The 22,890-nt window shown below is 42.6% G+C and carries 20 protein-coding genes and 6 pseudogenes; 11 read left to right on the plus strand and 15 right to left on the minus strand.

From position 1 onward, the window contains the following. Positions 1 to 186 precede the first annotated feature (186 nt). From R7E47_RS21565 to R7E47_RS21585, 5 genes are all read right to left on the minus strand, one after another. Entirely contained in the window at positions 187 to 633 is a 447-nt protein-coding gene (locus R7E47_RS21565; RefSeq protein ID WP_238762441.1) for a GNAT family N-acetyltransferase, read from the minus strand. Positions 634 to 767: 134 nt separating this feature from the next. After that, positions 768 to 1,277 carry a GNAT family N-acetyltransferase gene (locus tag R7E47_RS21570; RefSeq protein ID WP_031779151.1) on the minus strand — a complete coding sequence of 170 codons (510 nt, stop codon included), beginning with the start codon at positions 1,275 to 1,277 and terminating at the stop codon, positions 768 to 770. A gap of 157 nt (positions 1,278 to 1,434) precedes the next feature. Further along, positions 1,435 to 1,785, minus strand: a complete 351-nt coding sequence (locus R7E47_RS21575; protein ID WP_318085047.1) for a hypothetical protein — start codon at positions 1,783 to 1,785, stop codon at positions 1,435 to 1,437. A gap of 137 nt (positions 1,786 to 1,922) precedes the next feature. Beyond that, positions 1,923 to 2,417: a GNAT family N-acetyltransferase gene (locus R7E47_RS21580; RefSeq protein ID WP_115386097.1), complete on the minus strand. Its 495-nt coding sequence runs from the start codon at positions 2,415 to 2,417 to the stop codon at positions 1,923 to 1,925. A gap of 139 nt (positions 2,418 to 2,556) precedes the next feature. Continuing rightward, positions 2,557 to 3,888: a hypothetical protein gene (locus tag R7E47_RS21585; RefSeq protein WP_318085048.1), complete on the minus strand. Its 1,332-nt coding sequence runs from the start codon at positions 3,886 to 3,888 to the stop codon at positions 2,557 to 2,559. A 344-nt stretch (positions 3,889 to 4,232) separates the two neighbouring features. On the opposite strand from R7E47_RS21585, the gene R7E47_RS21590 reads away from it, so the two are divergent. From R7E47_RS21590 to R7E47_RS21600, 3 genes are all read left to right on the plus strand, one after another. Next, on the plus strand, positions 4,233 to 5,579 hold the full coding sequence (locus R7E47_RS21590) for a tyrosine-type recombinase/integrase (protein ID WP_318085049.1): 1,347 nt from the start codon (positions 4,233 to 4,235) through the stop codon (positions 5,577 to 5,579). Between the two features lie 140 nt (positions 5,580 to 5,719). Then, positions 5,720 to 6,562 (plus strand): hypothetical protein, encoded by an 843-nt coding sequence (locus R7E47_RS21595; protein WP_104979425.1) that lies wholly within the window; start codon positions 5,720 to 5,722, stop codon positions 6,560 to 6,562. Positions 6,563 to 6,576: 14 nt separating this feature from the next. Beyond that, on the plus strand, positions 6,577 to 7,350 hold the full coding sequence (locus R7E47_RS21600; protein ID WP_017634305.1) for a hypothetical protein: 774 nt from the start codon (positions 6,577 to 6,579) through the stop codon (positions 7,348 to 7,350). Positions 7,351 to 7,679: 329 nt separating this feature from the next. Here R7E47_RS21600 and R7E47_RS21605 read toward each other — a convergent pair. Further along, positions 7,680 to 8,695 (minus strand): annotated as a pseudogene (locus R7E47_RS21605) (IS110 family transposase). A 288-nt stretch (positions 8,696 to 8,983) separates the two neighbouring features. Here R7E47_RS21605 and R7E47_RS21610 point away from each other — a divergent pair. Further along, entirely contained in the window at positions 8,984 to 9,793 is an 810-nt protein-coding gene (locus R7E47_RS21610; RefSeq protein WP_104979426.1) for a class I SAM-dependent methyltransferase, read from the plus strand. 292 nt (positions 9,794 to 10,085) lie between these two features. Here the strand turns inward: R7E47_RS21610 and R7E47_RS21615 are convergent, their stop codons facing one another. The 3 genes from R7E47_RS21615 to R7E47_RS21625 form a co-directional block, all read right to left on the minus strand. After that, positions 10,086 to 10,340, minus strand: a complete 255-nt coding sequence (locus tag R7E47_RS21615) for a helix-turn-helix domain-containing protein (RefSeq protein ID WP_017634307.1) — start codon at positions 10,338 to 10,340, stop codon at positions 10,086 to 10,088. A gap of 287 nt (positions 10,341 to 10,627) precedes the next feature. Further along, the gene (locus R7E47_RS21620) at positions 10,628 to 11,113 is read right to left on the minus strand and encodes a hypothetical protein (RefSeq protein ID WP_318085050.1); all 486 of its coding nucleotides are present in this window, start codon (positions 11,111 to 11,113) and stop codon (positions 10,628 to 10,630) included. Between the two features lie 154 nt (positions 11,114 to 11,267). Beyond that, positions 11,268 to 11,558: a helix-turn-helix transcriptional regulator gene (locus tag R7E47_RS21625; RefSeq protein ID WP_012841704.1), complete on the minus strand. Its 291-nt coding sequence runs from the start codon at positions 11,556 to 11,558 to the stop codon at positions 11,268 to 11,270. A gap of 742 nt (positions 11,559 to 12,300) precedes the next feature. On the opposite strand from R7E47_RS21625, the gene R7E47_RS21630 reads away from it, so the two are divergent. From R7E47_RS21630 to R7E47_RS21640, 3 genes and pseudogenes are all read left to right on the plus strand, one after another. Continuing rightward, the gene (locus tag R7E47_RS21630; RefSeq protein ID WP_182016525.1) at positions 12,301 to 13,050 is read left to right on the plus strand and encodes a chromosome segregation ATPase; all 750 of its coding nucleotides are present in this window, start codon (positions 12,301 to 12,303) and stop codon (positions 13,048 to 13,050) included. Further along, positions 13,040 to 14,380: a relaxase/mobilization nuclease domain-containing protein gene (locus R7E47_RS21635; RefSeq protein ID WP_191116302.1), complete on the plus strand. Its 1,341-nt coding sequence runs from the start codon at positions 13,040 to 13,042 to the stop codon at positions 14,378 to 14,380. The genes R7E47_RS21630 and R7E47_RS21635 overlap by 11 nt, the downstream gene beginning before the upstream one ends. 44 nt (positions 14,381 to 14,424) lie before the next feature. Then, positions 14,425 to 14,656: pseudogene (locus R7E47_RS21640) on the plus strand (DDE-type integrase/transposase/recombinase); the annotation flags it as partial. Here the strand turns inward: R7E47_RS21640 and R7E47_RS21645 are convergent. Further along, a pseudogene (locus tag R7E47_RS21645) lies at positions 14,656 to 14,817 on the minus strand (group II intron reverse transcriptase/maturase); the annotation flags it as partial. The pseudogenes R7E47_RS21640 and R7E47_RS21645 sit on opposite strands and share 1 nt — an antisense overlap. 738 nt (positions 14,818 to 15,555) lie before the next feature. Between R7E47_RS21645 and R7E47_RS21650 the strand changes: the two are divergent. Beyond that, a pseudogene (locus R7E47_RS21650) lies at positions 15,556 to 16,059 on the plus strand (MFS transporter); the annotation flags it as partial. A 7-nt stretch (positions 16,060 to 16,066) separates the two neighbouring features. Here R7E47_RS21650 and tnpA read toward each other — a convergent pair. The 4 genes and pseudogenes from tnpA to R7E47_RS21670 all read right to left on the minus strand — a co-directional run. Further along, a pseudogene (tnpA, locus tag R7E47_RS21655) lies at positions 16,067 to 16,282 on the minus strand (IS200/IS605 family transposase); the annotation flags it as partial. A 109-nt stretch (positions 16,283 to 16,391) separates the two neighbouring features. Next, the gene (locus R7E47_RS21660) at positions 16,392 to 17,087 is read right to left on the minus strand and encodes a 4'-phosphopantetheinyl transferase (protein ID WP_017821449.1); all 696 of its coding nucleotides are present in this window, start codon (positions 17,085 to 17,087) and stop codon (positions 16,392 to 16,394) included. A gap of 214 nt (positions 17,088 to 17,301) precedes the next feature. Further along, positions 17,302 to 17,451: a hypothetical protein gene (locus tag R7E47_RS21665; protein WP_017634313.1), complete on the minus strand. Its 150-nt coding sequence runs from the start codon at positions 17,449 to 17,451 to the stop codon at positions 17,302 to 17,304. A gap of 3 nt (positions 17,452 to 17,454) precedes the next feature. After that, a pseudogene (locus R7E47_RS21670) lies at positions 17,455 to 17,692 on the minus strand (transposase); the annotation flags it as partial. A gap of 296 nt (positions 17,693 to 17,988) precedes the next feature. Between R7E47_RS21670 and R7E47_RS21675 the strand changes: the two are divergent. Next, positions 17,989 to 19,065 carry a 3-deoxy-7-phosphoheptulonate synthase gene (locus R7E47_RS21675; RefSeq protein ID WP_017634314.1) on the plus strand — a complete coding sequence of 359 codons (1,077 nt, stop codon included), beginning with the start codon at positions 17,989 to 17,991 and terminating at the stop codon, positions 19,063 to 19,065. A 30-nt stretch (positions 19,066 to 19,095) separates the two neighbouring features. On the opposite strand, the gene R7E47_RS21680 is transcribed toward R7E47_RS21675, so the two are convergent. Next, complete coding sequence (locus R7E47_RS21680; protein ID WP_017634315.1) at positions 19,096 to 19,875, minus strand: 2,3-dihydro-2,3-dihydroxybenzoate dehydrogenase; 780 nt, start codon at positions 19,873 to 19,875, stop codon at positions 19,096 to 19,098. Positions 19,876 to 20,052: 177 nt separating this feature from the next. On the opposite strand from R7E47_RS21680, the gene R7E47_RS21685 reads away from it, so the two are divergent. Further along, the gene (locus R7E47_RS21685; protein WP_318085051.1) at positions 20,053 to 21,234 is read left to right on the plus strand and encodes an isochorismate synthase; all 1,182 of its coding nucleotides are present in this window, start codon (positions 20,053 to 20,055) and stop codon (positions 21,232 to 21,234) included. A gap of 5 nt (positions 21,235 to 21,239) precedes the next feature. Next, a complete protein-coding gene (locus R7E47_RS21690) occupies positions 21,240 to 22,859 on the plus strand; it encodes a (2,3-dihydroxybenzoyl)adenylate synthase (RefSeq protein WP_017634317.1) in 1,620 nt (539 codons plus the stop codon). Positions 22,860 to 22,890: the final 31 nt, after the last annotated feature.

Below are 22,890 nucleotides of genomic sequence, written 5' to 3' on the forward strand. Positions count from 1 at the left end.
TAACTAAGGGTTGAGATGAACTAGAAAAGAACATTTTCAAATACTCCGAAACCTAATTTAATTTTGGTACTAACGCCCAATTAAGGTGTGAAGCACGCAATGACTATGCCTCCGCATTGCACTTAAACACCGAAATCACCGCATACCGAAAATGCCACGCGTGCTGAATCACTCTTAAATTGTTTGTTATGTGCGAACAAGTCGCATTGGAACAAACCTTACGCCATCAACATTTTGCTCACCTTCTGTGGCAACAAAACCTTGAGACTCATAAAAATTTTTCGCGTTAACAGACGCCCTCAATCTTACTTCACTGGACTCAGTAAGTGATAACAAATTGTCTAGCAATAGTTTGCCTAACCCTTTGTTTTGAAAGCTAGTGTCAATGAAAAGATGAGTAATGTAATTATTCTCTCTCAACGCAGCAAAACCAATGACTTTGTTATTTTCTATCAGCTTAAGGTTTTGAAACTTTGATTTATCAAATGTAGTTTCAACATCAGACCGCACTTTTGAAGTAAACAGCGCCTGCCCTTCATTGCTGAAATGAGGAAGTATGTCTTTATCGACAACGCGCTTAACCAAGTCAACAACTTGGAGAAAGTCAGATTCTTGAGTTTCTTCGATTCTCACGTTTATCTCCCTAGCACATAACGCCCAATTAAGGTGTGAGGCACGCAATACGATACTTCCGCATACCACCTTAACCACTAAAACTAACGCATAGTAAAAATGCCACGCGTGCCGAATCACTCTTAAATTGTTTGTTATAAAGCTGACTCTACGTTAAACGCCTTTTCTAACCACACCGAGCTAATGTACTGTCCATGTTTCTTTGCATACTCATTGAAAACTCCAACTTCTCTGAAACCAAACCGCTTATGTAATGCAACTGATGCGTCGTTTGGTAATGCAACACCCGACAATACACGATGGACACCATAAGCACGAATTGATGAGAACAACTGAGTATATAGTTTAGAACCTAAACCTTTCCCCTTTGCTTCTTGTGCCAAATAAACGGTCACTTCTACGGTGTCGTCAAAAGCTGAAATTGCTCTGTACTGTTGGGAACAGGCAAAACCTAGCAACACGCCGTTTTCTGTGGCTACATATAGTTGATATTTGGTAGTGCTAGAAAACTGAGAAAACCATTTCTGACGATTTTCCAGAGTAAATGGAACTTCCTCAAAACGTGCATTAGTATGCTCAATATAAAAATTAAAGATGTCGGTGATACCAGCAACATCTTCAAGTTTGCCTGTTCGAATTTCCACGAAATGTCCTTTTTCTTCGAGCTTTATAACGCCGCGTTAAGTAGTGAGCAACGCTGACTACCGAACCTAAACCATTGTGCCTTAATCACCAAAGCTGATTCAAACTAAGAATGCCGAGCGTTGCGAATCTGTCTTAAACGCTTTGTTATGCTCGTACTCAAAGAAATTGAAGGACTAAACAAGCAATAAACGCCGGTAGACCGGCTATGAAGAAAACTAAGCCTGTTTGGTAGTTCATTCGATAGTGCTCTCGTTCGTCTTTTTCGAAATCATGCCCCTCTACCATTTTGTAAACCTTATCTCTTCTAAGATCATCTAACCGAGTCGTCTTACTATGGACACCACCTTCCCACATTAGCTTCGCTAAAACCCATATGACGATGACAACAAAGAAAAGAAAGTCGACCAACTGAGTAGTAGCAAAGAATGGAACAAACTGGGCTAGAGCGATAACAACAAGAGCCGCTGAGAGGTTAATTAGAAACACTTTCTTTAATAAATCGAGCAAAATCATCTCCTAGAGCATAACGCCGCGTTAAGGGGTGAACAACGCCACCACCTTACCTAAACCATTGTGCCATAATCACAAAAGCTAAACTTTGAACCAAAACTGCCAAGCGTTGAGAACCCCTCTTGAACGCTTTGTTATGTGCGTGCTAAACGGTAGCGCCTTACAGTGCCCTCGGTTTCACTTGTGTGGTTGCCAAGATACTCACCACCACAGTTTTCGATAACCTTTTGGGACGCTGGATTGTCAATTGAACAAGTAACAATAACTGAGTCAGTGACAACATGGTCTCGCACCCAAGCGAGGAGAAATGAGGCTATACCTTTACCACGAGCTGACGGTCTAGTTTCGTAACCAACATGCCCAATGACATTTTCTACATTGGCATTAGTACCTTTACGAATTCGAATAGCGCCTAAGATTTCAGAGCCAGATACGCAATAATATGTTGTGCTGGGTAAATAACCGTTTGGTAATTCAGAAGTTGCCTTAGAACGTTCAGCCAAACCTGATAAATAAGCTTCAGGATCTTGATCAACGCCTAAATACTTAGGGATACCCGACTCCAAACATTCTTTCGCGTAACTCGCTAATATTGGAGCTAAATCTGGACTCGCTTCTACTACTTCCATGTCAATTTTCCTCAAAAGCACATAACGCCCTGTTAAGGTGTGAGCAACGCAATACCTAAGCTGCCGTATACCACCTTAATCACTCAAACCAACGCATAGTAAAAATGCCACGCGTTGCGAATCACTCTTAAACAGTTTGTTAGGTGTTTATTTCAACATCTTCCAAAATGGTCTTAATTACAGATATTGGGCTTTGTCCATGGAACATAGCACGTAAAAAAACACCATCCATTAAGACAACTTCATGGCTTCCTTTACCTATGAATATGGCATTACCTTTGTGCTTATATGGTCGATTACCCGTTTGATCTAAGCGTCCACGTTCTTTGTTACTAGCAAACCTTACGGAAAAGCCTGCTTTTTCACATTCACTCAGTAGTGACTCAATACAAATCCCCATACAAACTTGCTTTCGACCGAACAACACATCAAATTTGTCTTCATCTGAAATGTTCCGGCTAAATATAGGTAGTGCTAAAGGGTTGCGCATGCAGTCAATCAAGCGAGATCTTGGACATTCAGGAGTACCACCCATTTTGTCAAACCATGTGTTGAATGCTACGTGTCCGCCAACTCGCATATGGTCTGATGCATACACACCAAGGAAAAGGCAGTTATCAATTACATCTAAAGCCCACCCCTTACTGTTTGCCTGCTCTAGTGCATTGTTGAGTCTATCGTCCCACGTTTCGATAGGGAAGAATGGCTCTGGTATTCTAATTCTTTCATTTGTATCGGGATCAACACCTTGACCTGTACCAATAACCGATGTGACATGAGACATTCTACTTGCTTGGCGAGCCATTCGCTGAAGTTGTTTTACGGCTTGCTCCCCCTCTCGATTAGCAAAGTAGTGGAGAGCTCTATCGCATTGGGACTCTGCGTAGAGTTTCATGAAATCGCCAATTTTGGCGTTCATAGAACCCTCTTTAACTTCAGCAATCGTTAAACCTTTTTCTGGTTCATATACAAGTAAATCCCCCACTTGTATAAATGAAGTTAAATCAGATATCAGTGATACTGCATTGGGTTTATCTTTCAATGACTCTTTAGCCGCAAACACTACAGACTCAAAGTTACTGTTATATAGATCTGGTTGAGCTGTTGATTTGAAAAACCGCCTAGCATGAGCCAATTGATGCCCTAAAAGTTGCCATGCCATTGCATCCGCAATTCCCCGAAGCAATAGCTCTTTTGGGAAATCGAGCTTGTCTTCACTCTGAACCATAGCGACGATATCATCCTGAGCTGACATCATGCCCTTATTCGCAGAGCTGTAAAATTGCTTTCTAAGTTCAGCGTTATTTCGCAATTCTTCTAAGCTGGTAATTTCTTCCCACAAATGACGAGAACCCTGACACGCTTTCATATAAAGAGACTTTGTAACCTCTTCATATTCAGACGGAAATGCCATTGGACTTAAAGTTTTAACTAAGTCATATTTGGACTTCTTGCGCTTCTTCTTACCCAACCTATTTACCTCTTTATACACAGGCGCAACGACTAAACACCTAACGCCGCATTAAGGTGTGAGCAACGCTACCACCAAACCTAACCATACCACCGTAAACACAAAACCCACGAAGGAATGAAAAATGCCAAGCGTTGGGAATCACTCTTAAGAATTCCCACACACTAATCACCATGACTCACCACTTCTCAAAAAGCAACCTAACCGTTTGATTTTAAATAATATAACACTCTTTCACAGTCACCTTTTCTCACTACATCTCACAGCTCTAGCACCCCCTTGCGTACCCCAAAATCGATTGATAAGTTGAAGGGGAACAAACAAATAAACAGGAGGATAGCAGCATGGCTATCAATAAATTAACAAATACACAAATCAAGAATGCAGCGAAAAGTGACAAAGAATATTCACTATCAGATGGTGGAAATCTCTACCTAAGAATACGTAAAAATGGCTCTAAGAACTGGTTATTTATCTACACAGACTTTAGCACTAAAAAGCGTAAAAAAATGGGGCTTGGCTCATACCCTAATATGACGCTGGACGAAGTACGCAAGGTCGCCAAAGAACTTCGTGAGCAAATGACGAAAGGCATTGACCCAAAACTGTTTCGTGAAAAGCAGAAGTTAGACCGTTTGGTTGAAAGCCAACTGACCTTTAAAGCGGTCGCAGAAAAGATGCTTCTGAAAGAAGAAATTCAAGAGACCACTAACCGAGAAAAGCTGATTGTCGAAGAACGTGAGAGAGCTAGAATTTATGGCACGGCATTCGGGCTAGATGAAATCGACCGCATCACCAACAAAGTACGCTCGTCACATCGCAAGCGTCTTTTCTTAAAACGTAACCTATACCCTAAACTAGGCAACCTCCCCCTAACCTATATCACTGCCGCTGGAGTCATTTCGGTCATCGAACCTATGCAGGTTAAAGGACAATTAGAAAATGTAAAACGTGCATGCTGTATTGCCAATCAAGTGATGAAATTCGCGGTAAACTCAAACATCATTAAATCTAATTGCTTAGCCGACATTAAAGACAACTTTGCCAAATCAAAAGTCACTCACATGCTCAAAGTACCGCCAAACGAACTTGGTGAAGTGATGGCTATCATGTCAAACAACCAAATGAAACCCGTCACCCGTTGCGCGTTCGAAATGCAAATGCACACGATGACTCGCGCAGATGAACTCGCTGCCATGCGCTGGTGTGATATCAACGTTAAGAATAAACTTTGGACAATCCCAGCTTTCTACACCAAAGGCAAACGTGAACATTTGGTGCCGCTGAATGACTACACGTTAGGGATATTAGAGTTCATTCGACCAATATCAGGAGAGCACGTCCACGTATTTCCATCTGACAAGCCGAATACTAAATTCCCGCACATAAGTCCTTACGCCGTGAATTCTTCACTCAACCTCACTAGTTTGAAAGGCAGGCTCGTCAGTCATGGGTTTAGGGGCATTGCCAGCACGTATCTCAATGAACACAAACAATTCCGTGAAGATGCCATCGAAATGTGTCTTGCTCATTTAGATAAGAACACCACTCGAGCTTCATACAACAGTGCGTTGTATCTCGATGAACGATACGAAATTCTTCAATTCTGGAGCGATTATATTGTGGAATCGACAGGCAACTACTATTCGATTGCAGGACAATATCGAGCGGAGAATAAACAGAGCGCATAACCAGCGCTTCAGTATGCATTACCACTGAGCCTGAATGGCTTAACACCACTTAACTTAACTCACCGTCACTTATGACACCCTTAACCAGTTTAGGGGGCAGACTTCTGCACCCTAAATTCAGCCAAGAAGGAATCACGCCTATGCCAAATTTGAACTTACACCAAGCTCACTTAAGCCAATTTGAGGTAAAACCCATCAGCGAACATCCTCGCTTTGGTGAAATGCAAGCACTGCGCCGTATACGTCGAAAAGGCCGCCCAACCGTCACTCATCAAACTGAAAACATCGGAATAAAGCAACACCGTCAGCTTAGCGCCCATCATATCTCCACCAATCAGCATGGCATTTATCAAGTCAAAATCACACCACCATTATCCTTAAGAATCTCAGGCTGCACTAAGTCTCATTATTTTGTGGCACTGAAAACAGATGAACCGCAACATGCAATAAGCAGAGCGAAAGCAGTGCGCTTACAAGCTAAGTGCTTTTTCCAAAACAACCCCCATGCCCTTCCCAACTCTCTGTCATTGAGTCAGCAATTATTAGTGCAAATCCACTTAGTGGCTAAACATTTTCCTGTGGTTCGTGCTTACAAACACAAACCGACAAAAGACGATTTCCCAACCTTGCCCTCTTTAGATTTGTGCAACGCAGAAGAGGACATTCGTTTTCCATACCTCAACTGGTTAAGTGAATTGATGGAAGAGCGCGAGCATTCAGGAATGCCTCGATTCAGACTCAATCAGATTGCAGATTACCTTCATCAGTTTTTACGCTTCGTTGACGACAACCACTCCAGCAGCAATGAAAGGTTATACATACAGACGCGAGACATTCGTCAATATCATAAGGAACTCGGCCAATCGAACCTATGCCACAAAGAGCAAAAACAGCGTATTGATGCCGTACACTTTTACTTTCGCTGGTTGAGCTATCGAGGCTATTGCACTGCCCCAAGACTGACACGCCCCCTTTTCTCTTAATTAGGAGTTTAACCATGATGATAACTAACCCTATACGCCTCAGCGTAATTTCTGCACTCGATGAAGGCTTGGCTTACTCCAGTTCCGATTACTTCGCCCCGCTTCTGATGCAAGGTATCAGTGCCGTGGACATCGGTCTCATTGAACTGGTCACCACGATTCTGCGCAGTGAACCGTATCTCAATGAAGCCGACCTGCTCGAGCGTGGGGTGAGCCCAAAACAAATCCAGCGGACGTTGGGTGGTTTTGACAACTTCAAGCAACTGTTGAAGATTGATGATTATTGTTTTAGCGATTTACTACGAGACAATCACTGGGATATCAACCACGGCATCACACTCTCGTACTTCCAATACCAGAAATTTTATCAAGATATACGCAGAGACTACATCCATGGCCATATTGCTGACATGCATCCCAACCTATCAGTATTACTCAATGATGATTACCCTATTCACTCTATTCCTATCACCCGAAGCCATTACGCCACCGTTCCTGCTACGGACGCCGAAGCAGCGGCGGTGAGTTTTGCTTTGCTGTTCCGAGACTACGAATTCATTGAGTATGACGAATCGAAATCGCTCCTGACCTTACAAGCGCATCGCCGCGATAAAGCCGCAGTCATTGAAGTGCGTTGCCTGGCTTCGCAATTTTGTCAAAACACCGCCGCTGGGATATGTGTCGTGGATGACGCTCAAGCCATGACTAAGCTCAGAAATCAGAGAAAAATTCTGGATTTTAAAACCCTGATTGAGAGAAACACACGTAACACCACAATACCAACTTAGGCACCTTGAACATCTCAAACATGGCATTAGAACTAGAGATACAGCTTTCTTTTAAGAAAGCTGTTTAAACTCTTTTTTGGACATTTATGGACGCCCCTGTGATTGCAAGAACTGATTAGGTTCGGTTCGCTGACATCTATCCGACGTCTCTATGAGCTTTTACTGCTCGCGCCATGATGTAATCTGCTCTCAGCTTCCTTTACATTTCCGCGGCATAAATAATGCCTTGTCCAGAATCAAGTTTTAGCAGCGACGTTGACCGTTTGTTCATCAATACTTGCAAACTCGGGTACTGCTATTTATCTGTAAATAATTCTATAAATTAACTGTTACGCAAAGGCTTTATTCACATCAAATTGTTCGCCTGAACTTAAAAGGCGCCACCCAATTCGACATAGCTTGTTTGCCAAGGCCACAACTGCTTTAACTTTACCTCGTCTGGCAATTAACTCCCGTAGCCAAGTCCCCATCCTATCCTGACGTTTATCTGCATACCGAACGATCGCTCGAGCACCATGCAAAATAAGCGTTCGTAACTATTTATTACCGTTTTTGGTAATACCTTTCAGGCAGGACTTACCTCCTGAGCTATGCTGCTTCGGAACTAAACCACACCAAGCGAAAACTGACGGACATTAGAGAATTGCTTTCCAGTACCGAGTTCACTGATTAACGCAGAGCTGATAATGGGGCCAAATCCAGGAACTTCTTGTAACGTTTTAAAACGGTGGTTGGTTTTGCACAGCTCCAGTAAGTCATGTTCCACTTGCTGAATATCCCTATTTAACTGTTTAAGCTCATCGTAGTTTTCAAGCAATAGACGCCTCATAACGTGTGATAGCTGATTACTCGCATCTTCAATGGCTAATGGTAGAAGTTCTTGAAACTTAGTTACATGCTTAGGGAATATCACACCGTATTCAGCGGCCATGGCACGAGATTGATTTACTAAAGCAATGCGATTATCGACGAGGCGCTGACGAACATTTCGCAATGCCTTGATATCTTGCTGCTCAATAGTTTTTACTTGAACGGAGTGGACATCTGGCCGTTGGGAAGCTTCGCATATTGCTCTGGCATCATTGGCATCGTTCTTCTGATGCCCAACAAATGGTTTAACGAATTGAGCTGAGATCAGCATGACTTCAAACCCGTGCTGTTTCATTTGTCGGGCCCAATGGTGGGATGATGCACAAGCTTCCATAGCAATGAGAGTGCTCTCAGGAAGCTGACTCAGTTTCTTCATCAAATCACTTCTGGTGATTGCCACGTTGTTATCATGAAGTAGAACACAAACCTGAAAGACGGATTTGGCAATATCGATACCAACAACTTTAATGTTCATGATGGATGCTCCTTCGTAATTAAGTGCTAACACCTTAATTCTGGCTCATCGAAGCCGTTAATGGGGGCGTCCATCACATCAATTCCATTTTAGGGCTTTTACTAATTTAGATTTGTATGGATAATTTTGGTATCGAAAAACACTACTCATATCTTCCAACAAGCAAACCACTCCTTACGCTTGATTTGCTCAACTTCACACGTATCACTATTCGTGTTAGCAAGATCTCACTGTACCGATAAGCGTTTGCAATCTAATGTCGGACAAAGCAATAATCAGCAAGTATCCATGCACGAGATGCTCAACAATTTGGAGTTAGCTATGGGATGGAATGGTAATAAATATGACTGTTTCCAAAAGGAGTACCAGTACCATTCAGGCCTAGCCTTACTCGAAAAACTTACAGAATTAAATCATCTGAATGGTAAGTCGGTAATTGACTTGGGGTGTGGAAATGGTGAGCTTTCATCGTTAATTTCTCAGCATACCAATATGACAGTGAAATGTGTTGATGCTGACGCTTCAATGATCGATGTTTTTACTCGCAAGCACTCTTCTGATTTTACAGAAATCGAACATGCAGACATCGCATTGTGGCTAGATAAACAAAGAGAGTCTTCATCTGATGTAATTTTTTCTAACGCTGTATTTCATTGGTTGGGTACGCATGAGCAACTCACCCCTGTTCTATTGAATTGCTACCGAGTATTGAAACATAATGGCATGATCGCCTTAAGATTTTCATTAAGTGATAACGCTCTAAATATAAAAAGATATCTCCACAACAAAATCGTTGAATTTAACGGAGCACACGTTGACGACTTTTTCTATTCACAACTAACTCTAACAAGGTTCTTGACTCAGCTTGAACTAATCGGTTTTACAGTCCTCTATTCAAAAGAAGAGTCTTACTACCCATTCAATAATTCGGACAGGGATTTAGATTTTATACTCGATAGTCAGCCTATCTATGACTATATACCCAAAGATCGTTATGCTGATTTTATAGAGTACGTAACTGATGCTTGGAACACAGAGGTAAGCAAAGTTAGGTTAAAAAGTCACCATGCGCTTATTATTGCGTCAAAAAATGCGTAGCTCTGGTTTTAAGTAGTTGCAAGCAATTAGAAAAACTAATTCAAATTGGAGTCGGTACACAATGGGGCTTCATTGCTACTGACACAGAAAGGGGCAGAAGTTTGTCGCGGTGACTGGGGGAAGAAACTATTGAGGGAAATTATGAGTTGAAAAGCAACTGAGAAGGATTTCTTCCTAGTTGCCAGTACGGAATGGGGCAAAATAAGCTGGTCGCCCATTCATCGATTTGCTAACTCGATGATAATTGTGAGAGAACAACTTAATTATAAAGTTGGCTTTGTTTTACAGCGTTTTACCAATCATCTGGCTCACGAAGCTTTGCTTGTTGTCGACTTACAGCTTTATCTTGAATATGTAGTTCTAAGTCGAGAGATGACAGAAGGCGCATCAGACTTTCGATGCTAGAAGAGGCCGGATCACGTTCAAGCTTTGATACTGTTGTCTGTTTTAACCCAACAATGTCCCCGACTGTAGTCTGGTTTCGTCCTTGAGTTCTACGCACATCACGTAGGTATATTCCCAGTTGCATAGGACTTGTTATGAGCATATCTGCCTCCAATGTAAAAATTATCCTCTATAGGGGATATTAGCACCTTATCCCCTTCAGGGGTTAGAGGTAATAGTAGTAGCGTTTTTTTTGATGGAGAGATTAATTGAGATGCGTCAAATAGTCCTAGGTCCAAAGCGTCATCCGATTTGCTGTCAATTTGTGCTTTTAAACTCTCTCGTCGATGCGTGGACAGCGATGCCAAAAACCGCTCTACGATGCACTTGTTGCTCTCAAACCTCTGCCAAACCACATCACATAGTGTACCGATGGCTTAAAACGTCGCTTCAAATGGCAATAATCCCGCTAACTGATGCGCATAGTTTTCCCAAAACTGACACTGCTCTCTCGTCATAAAAACGAACGTCAAACGTTAACCCTGGGTTTTGGTCTGACAAAGCAAAAACTATCTCCTTAGGATACGTATTTAGGGTGGTGAATATGATTGGCTCTAAATGCGGGGTTCCTTCTTCGCATGCTTCTTGAAACCGAAGCAAATTAATGTAGTCCCCCATATCTGCAGGAAAGTCATCTTTCCATGGATTAAAGCATCGATAAGGCACACCGCATTCAAATACATCGCAGGCCCCCCAATGGCGCATCATCCACGGCTCTTTTATAAAGTAATCCGTGGCGTTTGGTATCGCCGCTGGCATCGGGACAATGTTGTTGAAGTCAATTTGACCAAAGTGGTCAACAATATTAAGGTACAGTGCTTTGCACTTCTCTGAATCGCCACTTATGGTCAATTCACTGGTAATTCGATAAGTCATATAGTAATGCCTATTTTTATTATTGTTTTTAATCAGGTACAGATAAGGCGCGTATCATTAGAGAGGCGAAGAAACGCATGCACTCTCTTGACATGAATAAACGTACAATTGACTGAATTAAGCTCTGCGCTTTAGCGCAGAACTCGATGGCCTGTTACTGAAAGTTCATATATTGCAGAAGCGGATTCGCTTGTTTGAGCGTCTGACGCTGAGCAAGCAGCTCAGCGACCACCCGTTTTTTATCTTCTCCTATTGCACAGGCAATAAGAAACGCATCGACTTCATGCGACATGAAGCCCACGGCCTTTGGACCCAGTTGTACAGCGGGCGGAAATGTGCCATCATTAATTCGGCGATGTAAGGTAGCTTGAGATAAACCAACGCGTTTTAATACGTCAGCTTTCTTTTCTATTTTCAGTTGATTAATTGGGTGTATAAGCGTCATGAGACGCCTCCGTTTATTTTTGTTATTATGACTCAAGGAGTCGTTGCAAATATAATATTCGCATTTCAAAGTGAAAAGCAATCACTTTTTCGCATTTATTTAACCCAAAACAAATATACCTACCTTATATATTTCACGGAAAGCAAAATATATAAACTTCATATATTAAACATCATGTCGATATAGCCTGTCACAGCAATTAAAAAAAGACAAGCATCAATACAATCTCTCTATTAATTTCACTCAATAATCACACTTCTCATTTGTTTTCACGCCCCATTAAACTCAGCTTAATCCATGTAATACCCGCCCCGACAACGACTTACTCAGCTCCAGTGAGACGGTCTGAAAGCGCCTGAAAGCACCAGAGACACAATGATAGTGCAGCGCAAAGGCTTTGTCTCAAACGGCATTTCGATGTCGTAACGCGCACTTTCCCTGTCGCACTCGACAAATTCTGTGTCATATTACGCAGTAAATACAGGATTATTCAAACCGCCATATGATATCCAATTAACTTAATTAAAATAAACACTTTCAATCTCGTTAATTATATCGTTATAATAAAAACACTCAGAACAAAAATAGTAACAAGCTGGTATCGCGCGTTATTATTTGTTCCAAATAAAACACACGAAAGCCATGCCTCACTGCGCGAGGTTGCGCTAACAGCCTTCGGCGTTATCGCTTGAAAACACAAAACACTCTAAATAATTAAAATAATAAATAGAGAAATTTAAAAATGGATATTAATATCAACACAGTCGCAGCGACTGTCATTCGCTGCACATCTAGAAAACATAAACAAATACTATCGGCATTCATTGAAAGTCACAGCTATTCAGCAGAGGAGTTGACTACACTACTCGCAGGACTGTTACCCTCGCCGATTGAATCTGGGGTAACCATCGCTTCACAACAAACCTTTATTTCAGAGCTTTCTCACGCTTTATATCTCCACCAGCATCCCAATGACGCCGATAAAAATCAACTGATAGATGCTCGCAAGTTAATTCGTATCGTTCAGGCGAATTTTAAAAAACAACGAAAAAGTGACGAAGAGCTGTATTGCAAAGCAGTGAAAACCAATCTCACTGGAAGCGAATACCAACAGTTACTGCAAACCATGGAAAGCTACCATTACAAATCAGCAAGCCGATTTCTTCGTGATGTCATCACACATAAACTGACGGTTAAGCCACAACAAAACGATGCGATTTCAGAATATTTTCAGCAAACTAAACGTATCGCTAATGTAATGGAATCACTCATTGAGCAAGATAATCCCCTGTACGACCATGAAATTGCCCATCAACTGGGTGATGCTCTGTATGAACTAAAACAGAATTTACAACTCACCCGAAATCTCGCTATCGACGCTCATAATTCTCAAACCGCCGAGCTGTTGGCCATGCATTACTTAGACAGCAACGCGTTGAGAGCACTCTACCGCAACAAGTTGGAGCAGGAGGATAGAAGAGATGATATTTGAAGAGCTAAAATGCAAAAACGATAAACAAACCACCCACGATGCGGCTCAACTCGTCCGCTATGGGGCAAAACAGACGGACGACATTACTCAACTGATTGAATACTCATCCAGCCAGTCGAAAGATGTTTTTCACAGGGGAACATCGCAATTCATCTGTGCGAACGAAATCGCTTCTGTTCCCCTTGGCGCAGAGCGCCAAGATGCTAGAGAAGTTGACTGGAGTCGCGCCATTGCTGAACTGCAAAGCGCTTATCTTGCCAATACTAATACGAAACAACCCTTTCGCCATTTTGTAGTCTCCCTAGCGGAGGGGGAACAGTTATCCCTGAACCAGTGGCGAAACACCATTAAACAGCTCATGCCCCATCTTGGCTATGAAAACGCTCGTTATATCGCGTTTAAACACTCCGATACTGATAATGAACATGTCCATATTGTCGCTTCGACCACCGATTTACTCACAGGCAAAATCATTTCTAACTGGCAATCGCACCTCAAAGCCCAAGAAATTATGAGGGAGCAAGAAGTGGCGCTAGGGTTACAAACAGTACAAAGCTCAGGGGTACACCACTCAAGTTATGACACTGATATACTAGGCGAAAAAGAGAAAACGGTTATTCGCGTGATGAGAAGAAAAGTGGATTCGGCGATTCGTACTCTGCCCCCCTCATCTTCACTGACTCAACTTGAAACGGCGCTGCTCAAACAAGGTATTGAAATCGAACTGATACCAGACAGGACAAACACTCGATTTAAAGGTATCGCCTACCGATTTCATCAGTATCGTTTTGCTGGCTCATCCTTGCGAAGTGGTAACAAGTACACACTAGGAAAGCTAATCAAAAATAGTGTCCTCGCGCCAACAGCACTGACCATCTCAGACTACGATAAACATCATGTCGAGAGACAGCAGGCACAAGCGCACTTCAATGCAACACGAAAACTGGCGATCGCTCATGCTGATGAGGTAAAAAAACAAATAGAAGAATACAACCACCAGCGTTACCGACACCTGCTATTGATAGCCAAGAAGCACACGGAAGCACAGGAGCAGTTTGAGCTTTGGTGTGACTACGCTAAAAAAATACACGCGGTTCGGGATAAAGCGGTCGTACGGGCTATTTATGAATGTGAGCGCGGGATTTATCAAGCCTCAAATACGATGAGCAAATGGTTTTATCACATCTTACTCATCATGTTTGAGTACTCACAAATTGCAAAAGACTTAGTAACTATTTCTCCGCTACAGGAAATACAAGCTGAGAAAATACAGCTAGATAAACGACAAACTGACTTGCTAGAGCCTGTAAATCACTTCAGGAATCCATAATTGAAAACTGGTAGCTGGATTGGTCATTATGCAACCTAAGCTAGTTGTATCTTGCCGTTGTTGTCGATCTTTTCTAAAGAAGAGTGATTAGCTGGTCGATGAAAAGTCGAATAACTAAAAAGTTGGTTTGGGATGCGCTTTTAATGGCTATATGGTGACGTTCTCCAATCCAAAAGGTACTCGCGCATTCAGAGCAAGGCAGTCTATACGAGTCACGACTGGAATAAGTTCTTAAAGCAACATGGACTGGAAGCCAGTATGACCCGTCGAGGTAATTTAATGAGCAGTTTCCCTTTGAACTTCCTATGATTAAAACCTAGGAAATCAAAACCTCTGCTGATATGGGTAATGTGCGTTTTCTCTTCGGAGAGTCTTAAGCCTCTTTCTGCTAAGAAATCAGCAATCAACGGTTTGATATCGTTCTTCAAATTCTCTTGCAACGGAAGGCCAGTCGGAAGTCAGCTCACTTTCGTGCCAGATAAGTATCTGTATCTGCATCGTTACAATACAGGCTTCCCGTGTTCCGTATGTCAGTGTAGATGCCCGCTATAGTGCGGAGAGTTCAACGATCACGAAAGAGCATGGGGCAATCTCTTTCCGACTCTCATGCCTTTTGGCCACAGCGTATTAACCACTTCCGCTGTTTCATAGCATAACGCACCTTAGACGGATTCACGTATGTTCATCATGCTGACTACCTAGCACTCGCCCGATTCATGTGGTTATCAGGAGGATCGTCCTCTCGCGATTTCAATCCCGATTGGTAAATACCAACCTTCGTTACATTGTCAGACTCGCTACTTTATTCAGAGTCCTAGGTTCATCTGGTGATACAGAAGGTTTACTCGTTGAGCGGTGAACAGCGCTTCATACGACCTCACGTCGCACGCCCCAAAGTTTCTTAGCCCCCTCAGGTCAACACTAGCTAGTGTTGCAACGAATGGGTTAATTTATTTAATCCTGCTAATATGATTTTTTATCAGTGATTTTGATGCACAGAGCAATTCACCAATCTCCAGCCTCTCCGTTAGAAAAAATCCAAATAAAAATGTTACCAAATTAACTAATTCAACTAATTGCACTGCTCTAAATCTGACCTATAGCACTGAAATTAAGAGTAGATATACTGAATAGATTCTGTGCAATAAGAAGGTTTATATGGAACATCAGAGCCTATTTACGTACCAGCGCTTTCTCGTCCGGTTTGGATCGTATTGTTTGGTACCCTATTCTCACGCATTAGCTTGTTTCTGGCCTGGCCGTTTCTGATTGTCTTCCTCTATCAAGATTACGCTGCCAGCGAGATCGCCATCGGCACCATGTTGGCGCTTTCGGCGCTGGTAGGCAGCACCTCTGGGATCTATGTCGGCTACCTATCAAATAAATTTGGCCGCAAAGTGATGATGCTCGGCGGTAATGTGATCGCTGCGCTGGCGTATACTGGCATTGGGCTGGCTGATCAAATCTGGCACTTCTTTGCCTTGCTGCTGATCACTGGCTTGATGCGTCCGACCATTGAGGCACCCTCCAAGGCAGTGATTAGCGGCTCTCTGCCCGACAAAAAAGACCGCGAACTGGCGCTGAATATGCGCTATTTTCTGATCAATCTCGGTGGATCTATCGAGCCCTTGGTGGGCATCACTCTAGCGCTGGCGCACCCACAAAAGCTCTTCTATGTCTGTGTGTGTGGGGGGGGGGGACGCTGATACACATGTGAACATGATCTTTCATCAAGTGCCCTTCCTCAATAGTCACGCCTTTCCGTTTCGCTAACTCATGAAACGTTGAACCTAGATGTTTTCGCAGTGCACCATATATCAATCTTTGTCTCTTTTTCGGTATAAAAACCACATGGTATTTACAATCCCAACGGGTATGAGACAGACTCTTATAGCCTCGCATAGGTTGTTTCCTCTTTACTTTTGGTCGAGAAAAGAAGTTACACCGTTGTCATGGTCAAACCTATGCGAGTCACCCCAGCTTAGCTGGGGATTTACCAGTATTTAATTAGTTAGTGTTTCAGGTGATGTTCACCAATCACACACCATGTAATGTAATGTGTATCATCCATCATTGAATAGCGGACTTTAATATTCACCTCACTGTTCAAATATTCATCGAGAATAAGGCTTGTCGCAAAAGTCAGTTCTTGTCTATCGCAATCAATCTGCTCAAGAACGACTGAATCAAAATCTAAAATCTGTTGAACGGTAGGGAAAATCGCTTTATAGATAGCCTCTTTTGCGGAAAATATTAGCGTTAGAAACTGACAAATATCATCAAAGTGAGCAGCGTGATGCCGTTCATTAAGCGAGACAATTTGTGATGATAGTTGATTCGCCCACTGACGAGACATCACTTTCTCAATGTCTACCCCTACCCCAACGACATCTTCACTACAGTGAGCAACAGATGCGACAGCATGTCCCACACAATGGGAAATAGACCCAACAATATTTTCAGGCCAAACAGGTTCATTCCCACGACCAATACCAATACTGCCGGCAGTTTCATGACCTAAATAGGTTAACGCTTGGTGCGCACACGCTCGTCCTGCCAAGAATTCACAACGGCGCTTAAGTGCCGCTTTACAAAAATTACTTGGTAAATGGATACCTTGCAACTCTATATTCGATATAAAATCAGGGCTGTAATCCACGCTTAGGTAGAGGGAAACCAAGTTATCAGACCACGGAAAAAGCTTCATAAAACTTACAAAAATTATTTTATAATGAGAATTATTATCTTATATCGATGAGCGTTTTGAAAGCTGTTGTCACTTATCTTTGTTCACAAACTCTTTCAGCGTATCAGCCTGCCCAGACATCTTGGCAAACTCAGATAATGTTACCGATCTTTATTGGGACGGTCAGAATAGGTCTGTTGAAAAAGGGGGTTAGCGATTGATAGCTCACCTTTAATTAATGCCCCATCGATTCGGTGTTACCACGTTCGTCACGAGCACATGCATCAGCACCATTTTGAATCAATAACGCCACCGCTTTAGATTGACCACTATGTACGCCCCGTAGGTTGATCCATTTGTACGCATGAACATCAAAATCATACATAGTTCGGCGACTGATACAAGAATATTGGGACAAACCAATGGGAACTCTGCCAATCTAAAAACAGAATCGATGAAGCCTTGTAGGCTAAAGGTAAGGAAAAGACGCGCTTTACAATGAGAGCGGTCGTGATAGCAAGGTCACTAAACAATCCGGGGCGACCACGTCTATTCTGTCTGGGTTGCTTCCACTCAGCTATCGCCTCTTCGTCAATCCAAAACGTGAGTGAACCTCAGTTAGCCAAGGAGTTATTGTACTTGCTCTAGTTAATAGTTTTGTAGCGAGGCTTAGGCATGAAATCAAAGTCTGTGAATGAATCTCCCTGATCTGATCGTAAGATTTTGGTTTAGTCCATTCGATTTCCGCAACAAAGCCAGTGCATAATTTAAATATACAATTTCGCTCTTATTTACTACCACCAGTATTGACAAGTTACAAAATGTTTCACACTATCTACCCTGGAATCGAAATGAGAACCATTATCAATTCTAATAAAACATCATTACATTTTCCGTCTTTTGGTTTATTTGGATATTAGTCATGCAACCTTTACACAACACCATCAACGCAGCGTCAGCCATACAACTCCCTACACTACACACTGTGTTATCTAAATCTGGAGTAGATGAGCGCTTAGAGCGTTTTATAGAGACTCAACGTGACGAGATCAAAGATATTCTATCGGGAAAAGATCAGCGTATGCTTGTGATCATTGGCCCGTGTTCAATCCATGACCCTAATGCAGCTTTGGAATACGCGAATAGATTAGCCAAAGTTCAAAAACAATTTAGTCAAACGTTAAAAATTGTCATGCGAACGTATTTCGAAAAGCCGAGAACACGAAAAGGTTGGAAAGGTTTTATCGTCGACCCAGAGTTAACAGGCGATTTCAATTTAGAGCAAGGTATCTATCAAAGCCGCTCATTATTGAAATCGATACTAGAGCTAGGCGTCCCTACTGCAACAGAATTTCTCGATACAAACATTGCTCCATATATTGCTGACCTTGTTTGCTGGGGGGCGATTGGAGCACGTACAACAGAGTCACAACCTCATCGACAACTTGCATCAGCACTTCATTGTGCTATTGGCTTTAAAAATGGAACAGACGGAAACACCTCCATATCCATTGACGCAATACATGCGGCAGGAGACTCTCACTTACTGGTGACTTTCGGTTCCAATGGGCATCCAATCGTACTCCAGACACCAGGCAACCCCCATTGTCATGTCATTCTTCGTGGAGGATTGGCTCCAAACTATTTTAGTCCAAATGTTCGTAGTACTGCTTATGACCTTGAGTACAACAAGTTAGCACCTAGCCTCATTATCGACTGCAGTCATGGCAACAGTGGTAAGATTGCAAAAAACCAACTCAATGTTATCAATAACATTTGCGATCAATTGACCGCAGGTGAAACGAGCATTTCAGGTGTGATGTGTGAAAGCTTTTTGCAAGGTGGTAACCAAGCATTGAATTCAGAAGAGTTGTGTTACGGCAAGTCGATTACCGACGAGTGTTTGAACTGGGATGATTCCGTAAGCTTCTTATCTAAACTCGATGAAGCTGTTAAGATTGCTTACCAAAACGAATACCTTCATTCTGAGATCGCTTAACTATTTAGCCGGGCATAACGCCCGGCTTCATTAGTTGTCTAACGTAGCCCCTCCGTCCACACGAAGATCATGCATTGTGATCTGTTTAGCACCATCAGACATCAGAAAGAGAACTGCTTTAGCTATGTCTTCTGGTTCTGCCATTTGCCCCAATGGAATCCCCAGCCGATATTGCTCTAAGTTGCCTTTTATGACTTCATTCTCGCCGTAGTTGACGTTCCATAGCTGGGTCTGCATGTCTGTTCTCGTTGAACCAGGGCTAACAAGATTGCAGCGAATGCCCTTTTCAGCAAGTTCCAAACCAACGCACTTCACTAGCATATGTAAGGCTGATTTTGTTGCTGCATATGCCCCTATATTCAACCTAGGTGTATTTGCCGAATTTGAGCCAATTACGACAATGTTTCCCTGCTGTCTATCTTTCATGCTGTTTGAAATCGCTTGGATTAACGCCAAAGCACCAAAGGTATTTACATCAAACATTTGTTTGATCTCATCCAAAGACATATCGTTCACGGCACCCAGATGCAATATTCCAGCACAACTCACTAAATGGTCAAACTGAAACTCACGATCGAGTTGGCAAACTTTGTCATTCACCTCATCGTGTTTTAATAAATCCAATTCGAAACAACATAACCTAGATTCATCAAAGCGAGCTCGAAGAGCTTCAATACTTTGATTCAACAACGAAATATCCTTATCTGTCGCTACCACTCGATAGCCATTTTCTAACAGATGTTCCAACACAGCATAACCAATACCTTTACCTGATCCAGTGAGGAGTACCGTTTCAAAAGTACTATTCATTTACCTTACCCCAACATTCAAGTGGTAGCAGAAATCTGACGTCATTTATCGCTCCTTATTAAAATGCAATTAATTATCGTTTGATGTTGATAATCATTCTCACCTATACTCTAGCACTACATTTGCATGTGAAACAATTTGTAAATATGAGTAACGTAATATTTAGAGGTTAGGTTTATGAAACGTGAAGTTGTTGGATTCTCCAAAATGACTGATGAGATTTTGGATGCGCGATTAGATGAGTCCCCTTTCTTCTTTGCTTCCCCCCATAGTTCGATGCTAGGCGTCGGTATTGAACAACAACTTGAGCAAGCCATTCCATTTTCACAACTGGCAGTTCAAGCCAATGAAATGTTGGAAAAAGCAAAGTCTGAATACAACGACAACCCTGTCTTGTTTGCCACCGTTCCTTTTGATGAAAATACGCCAACAAGATTTGTTATCCCAGAGAAGCTTTATGTTTCCAGTAGCCACAGAGCAAGAGGACAAGATAAACAAAGTTCAAATAAAGCGACCATAGTGTCTGCTCCAACCGGAAACGATTATAAACAAGGGGTATCTACTCTCTTGAATTTGTTTGATACCACAGAGCTATCAAAGGTCGTACTTTCACGCTCACTCAGGCTGGCAACAGATCACACAATCGACCAAACAGTGCTACTGCGTAACTTATTGTCCATCAATGCCAATGGTTACACCTTTGCTTCAGACATTGGAAGTGGGGTTAAGTTGATGGGAGCCAGTCCGGAACTACTACTGGCCAAAAAAGGTGGCCATGTAATTTCTAACCCGTTAGCCGGCTCTCGTCCCAAGTCTCAAAACACTCAAGAAAACCTTCATTTACGTGCTTCTTTGTTAGATACCCAAAAGGATCTGAATGAACATAGTTTTGTAGTCGAGGAAGTCGAAAAAGTCTTGAGTCGTTATTGCCACAACCTGTTTACTCCAATGGTGCCTTCAGTGATTGAAACGGAAACAATGCTGCACTTGTCGACCGTATTGGAAGGTCAGGCAGACGATCCAACAACAAATGCACTGCAAATCGCGGCTGAGCTCCACCCTACTCCAGCGGTTTGTGGGTTCCCGAGACATTCGGCTTATCAAGCCATTAAGCAGATAGAGAACTTCGACCGTGGCTACTTTACCGGCATGGTTGGTTGGTGTGATGCAAGGGGTAATGGTGAGTGGGTGGTAACCATTCGCTGCGCAGAAGTAAACCAGCACGAAATGTGCGTGTTTGCGGGTGCAGGTATCGTCACGGACTCTTCACCTCAGAGTGAGCTAGATGAAACAGGAGCAAAGATGGGAACAATTTTACGTGCTGCTGGCATTCAAATTGACGAATTACTTACGGTATAGAACGCATGACGAACACACAGCACACGCTAGATTTTACACCATGGCCAAAAGAGTCCGCTCAGTACTATCGAGCAAAGGGATATTGGCAAGATAAAACATTATTCGACCATTTTCTGGACTCGGTTAAGACTCATCCAGATGCTTTAGCCATCATCAGTGGTGAATGCTCATACACCTATCAACAGTTGCATGACAAAATCACCCAGCTCGCTGCAGGATTCATTACATTAGGCCTGAAATCGGGTGACAATGTTGTCATGCAAATCAGTAATCGAGCGGAGTTTTATATCTGCTTCTTTGCTCTGACCATACAAGGGATAAAGCCAGTTGTTGCACTGCCGGCCCACCGAACTCTTGAGCTCGGCTATTTCTGTCGTCACGCACAAGCAAAAGCGTATATTTTCTCTGATGACACGCCGGGTTTTGATGCCCAAAAGACGGCCTTAATTTTGCAGGATGAATGTGCATCATTGTCATACCTCATTCACACAGACCAATCGGTAGATTCTCAAATTACCGAATTAAGTACGCTTTATAAAGCACAAGGTATTGCTCAAAACAGCAATGCTGACCATGTCGCTTTCTTCCAGCTGTCTGGTGGCACTACAGGCACTCCAAAGCTGATCCCAAGAACACACAATGACTATGCATATAGCGTTATCGCAAGTAATGCAATCTGTGACTTCAGTGAACAAACACGCTATCTGTGCGTATTACCAGCAGCACATAACTTCCCATTAAGTTCCCCGGGTGCGCTAGGCGTTTTCTTTGCTGGAGGCTGTGTGGTACTGGCACAAGATAGCTCACCACAAAATGCGTTCAAGCTGATTGAACAACATAGGATCACTGTCTCCGCTCTTGTACCACCACTCGCGTTACTTTGGATGAAACATGCAGAGACTGCCGGTGACGATATTTCTAGTCTTAAATTTGTGCAAGTTGGCGGCGCCAAGTTCAGTGAAACCGCAGCCAGAGAGCTACCTAATAAGCTAAACTGCCAATTACAACAAGTCTTTGGAATGGCGGAAGGTTTGGTCAACTATACACGTTTAGATGACCCGATTGATGTCATCGTAAAAACACAAGGGCGGCCAATGTCGCCAGACGATGAAGTGCTCGTGGTTGATGACGAAGGCAAACCCGTCCCTGTTGGTGAAGAAGGTGCACTATTAACCCGAGGCCCATATACGATCCAAGGTTATTTCCGCGCCAAAGAACACAATCAACGTTCATTTAACACAGAACGATTTTACGCCACGGGAGATCTCGTTCGACTAACCTCTGACGGCAACATCATTGTTACTGGACGTGATAAAGACCAAATCAACCGAGGAGGAGAAAAAATCGCCGCAGAAGAAGTAGAAAACCTAATACTTCAACATGACAGCGTACATGATGTCGCTTTAGTCGCCATACCTGATGAGTTTCTGGGCGAGAGAAGCTGTGCGATTATTGTTCCTGAAAACAACCAGAAACCAAAGCCTGTTGAACTAAAACGCTTCTTGCACAGTCAAGGACTTGCTCAATTCAAGATTCCTGACCAAATCCATTTTGCTGAAGCCTTACCGAAAACTCCGGTGGGCAAAATAAACAAGAAAGTGTTAAGAGAACAATTCTCTTCATAATAAAAAAACCGATTTCATTAGAAATCGGTTT

This window comes from Vibrio sp. Vb1026 (genome assembly GCF_033338745.1).
GTDB classification, from domain to species: domain Bacteria; phylum Pseudomonadota; class Gammaproteobacteria; order Enterobacterales; family Vibrionaceae; genus Vibrio; species Vibrio alginolyticus.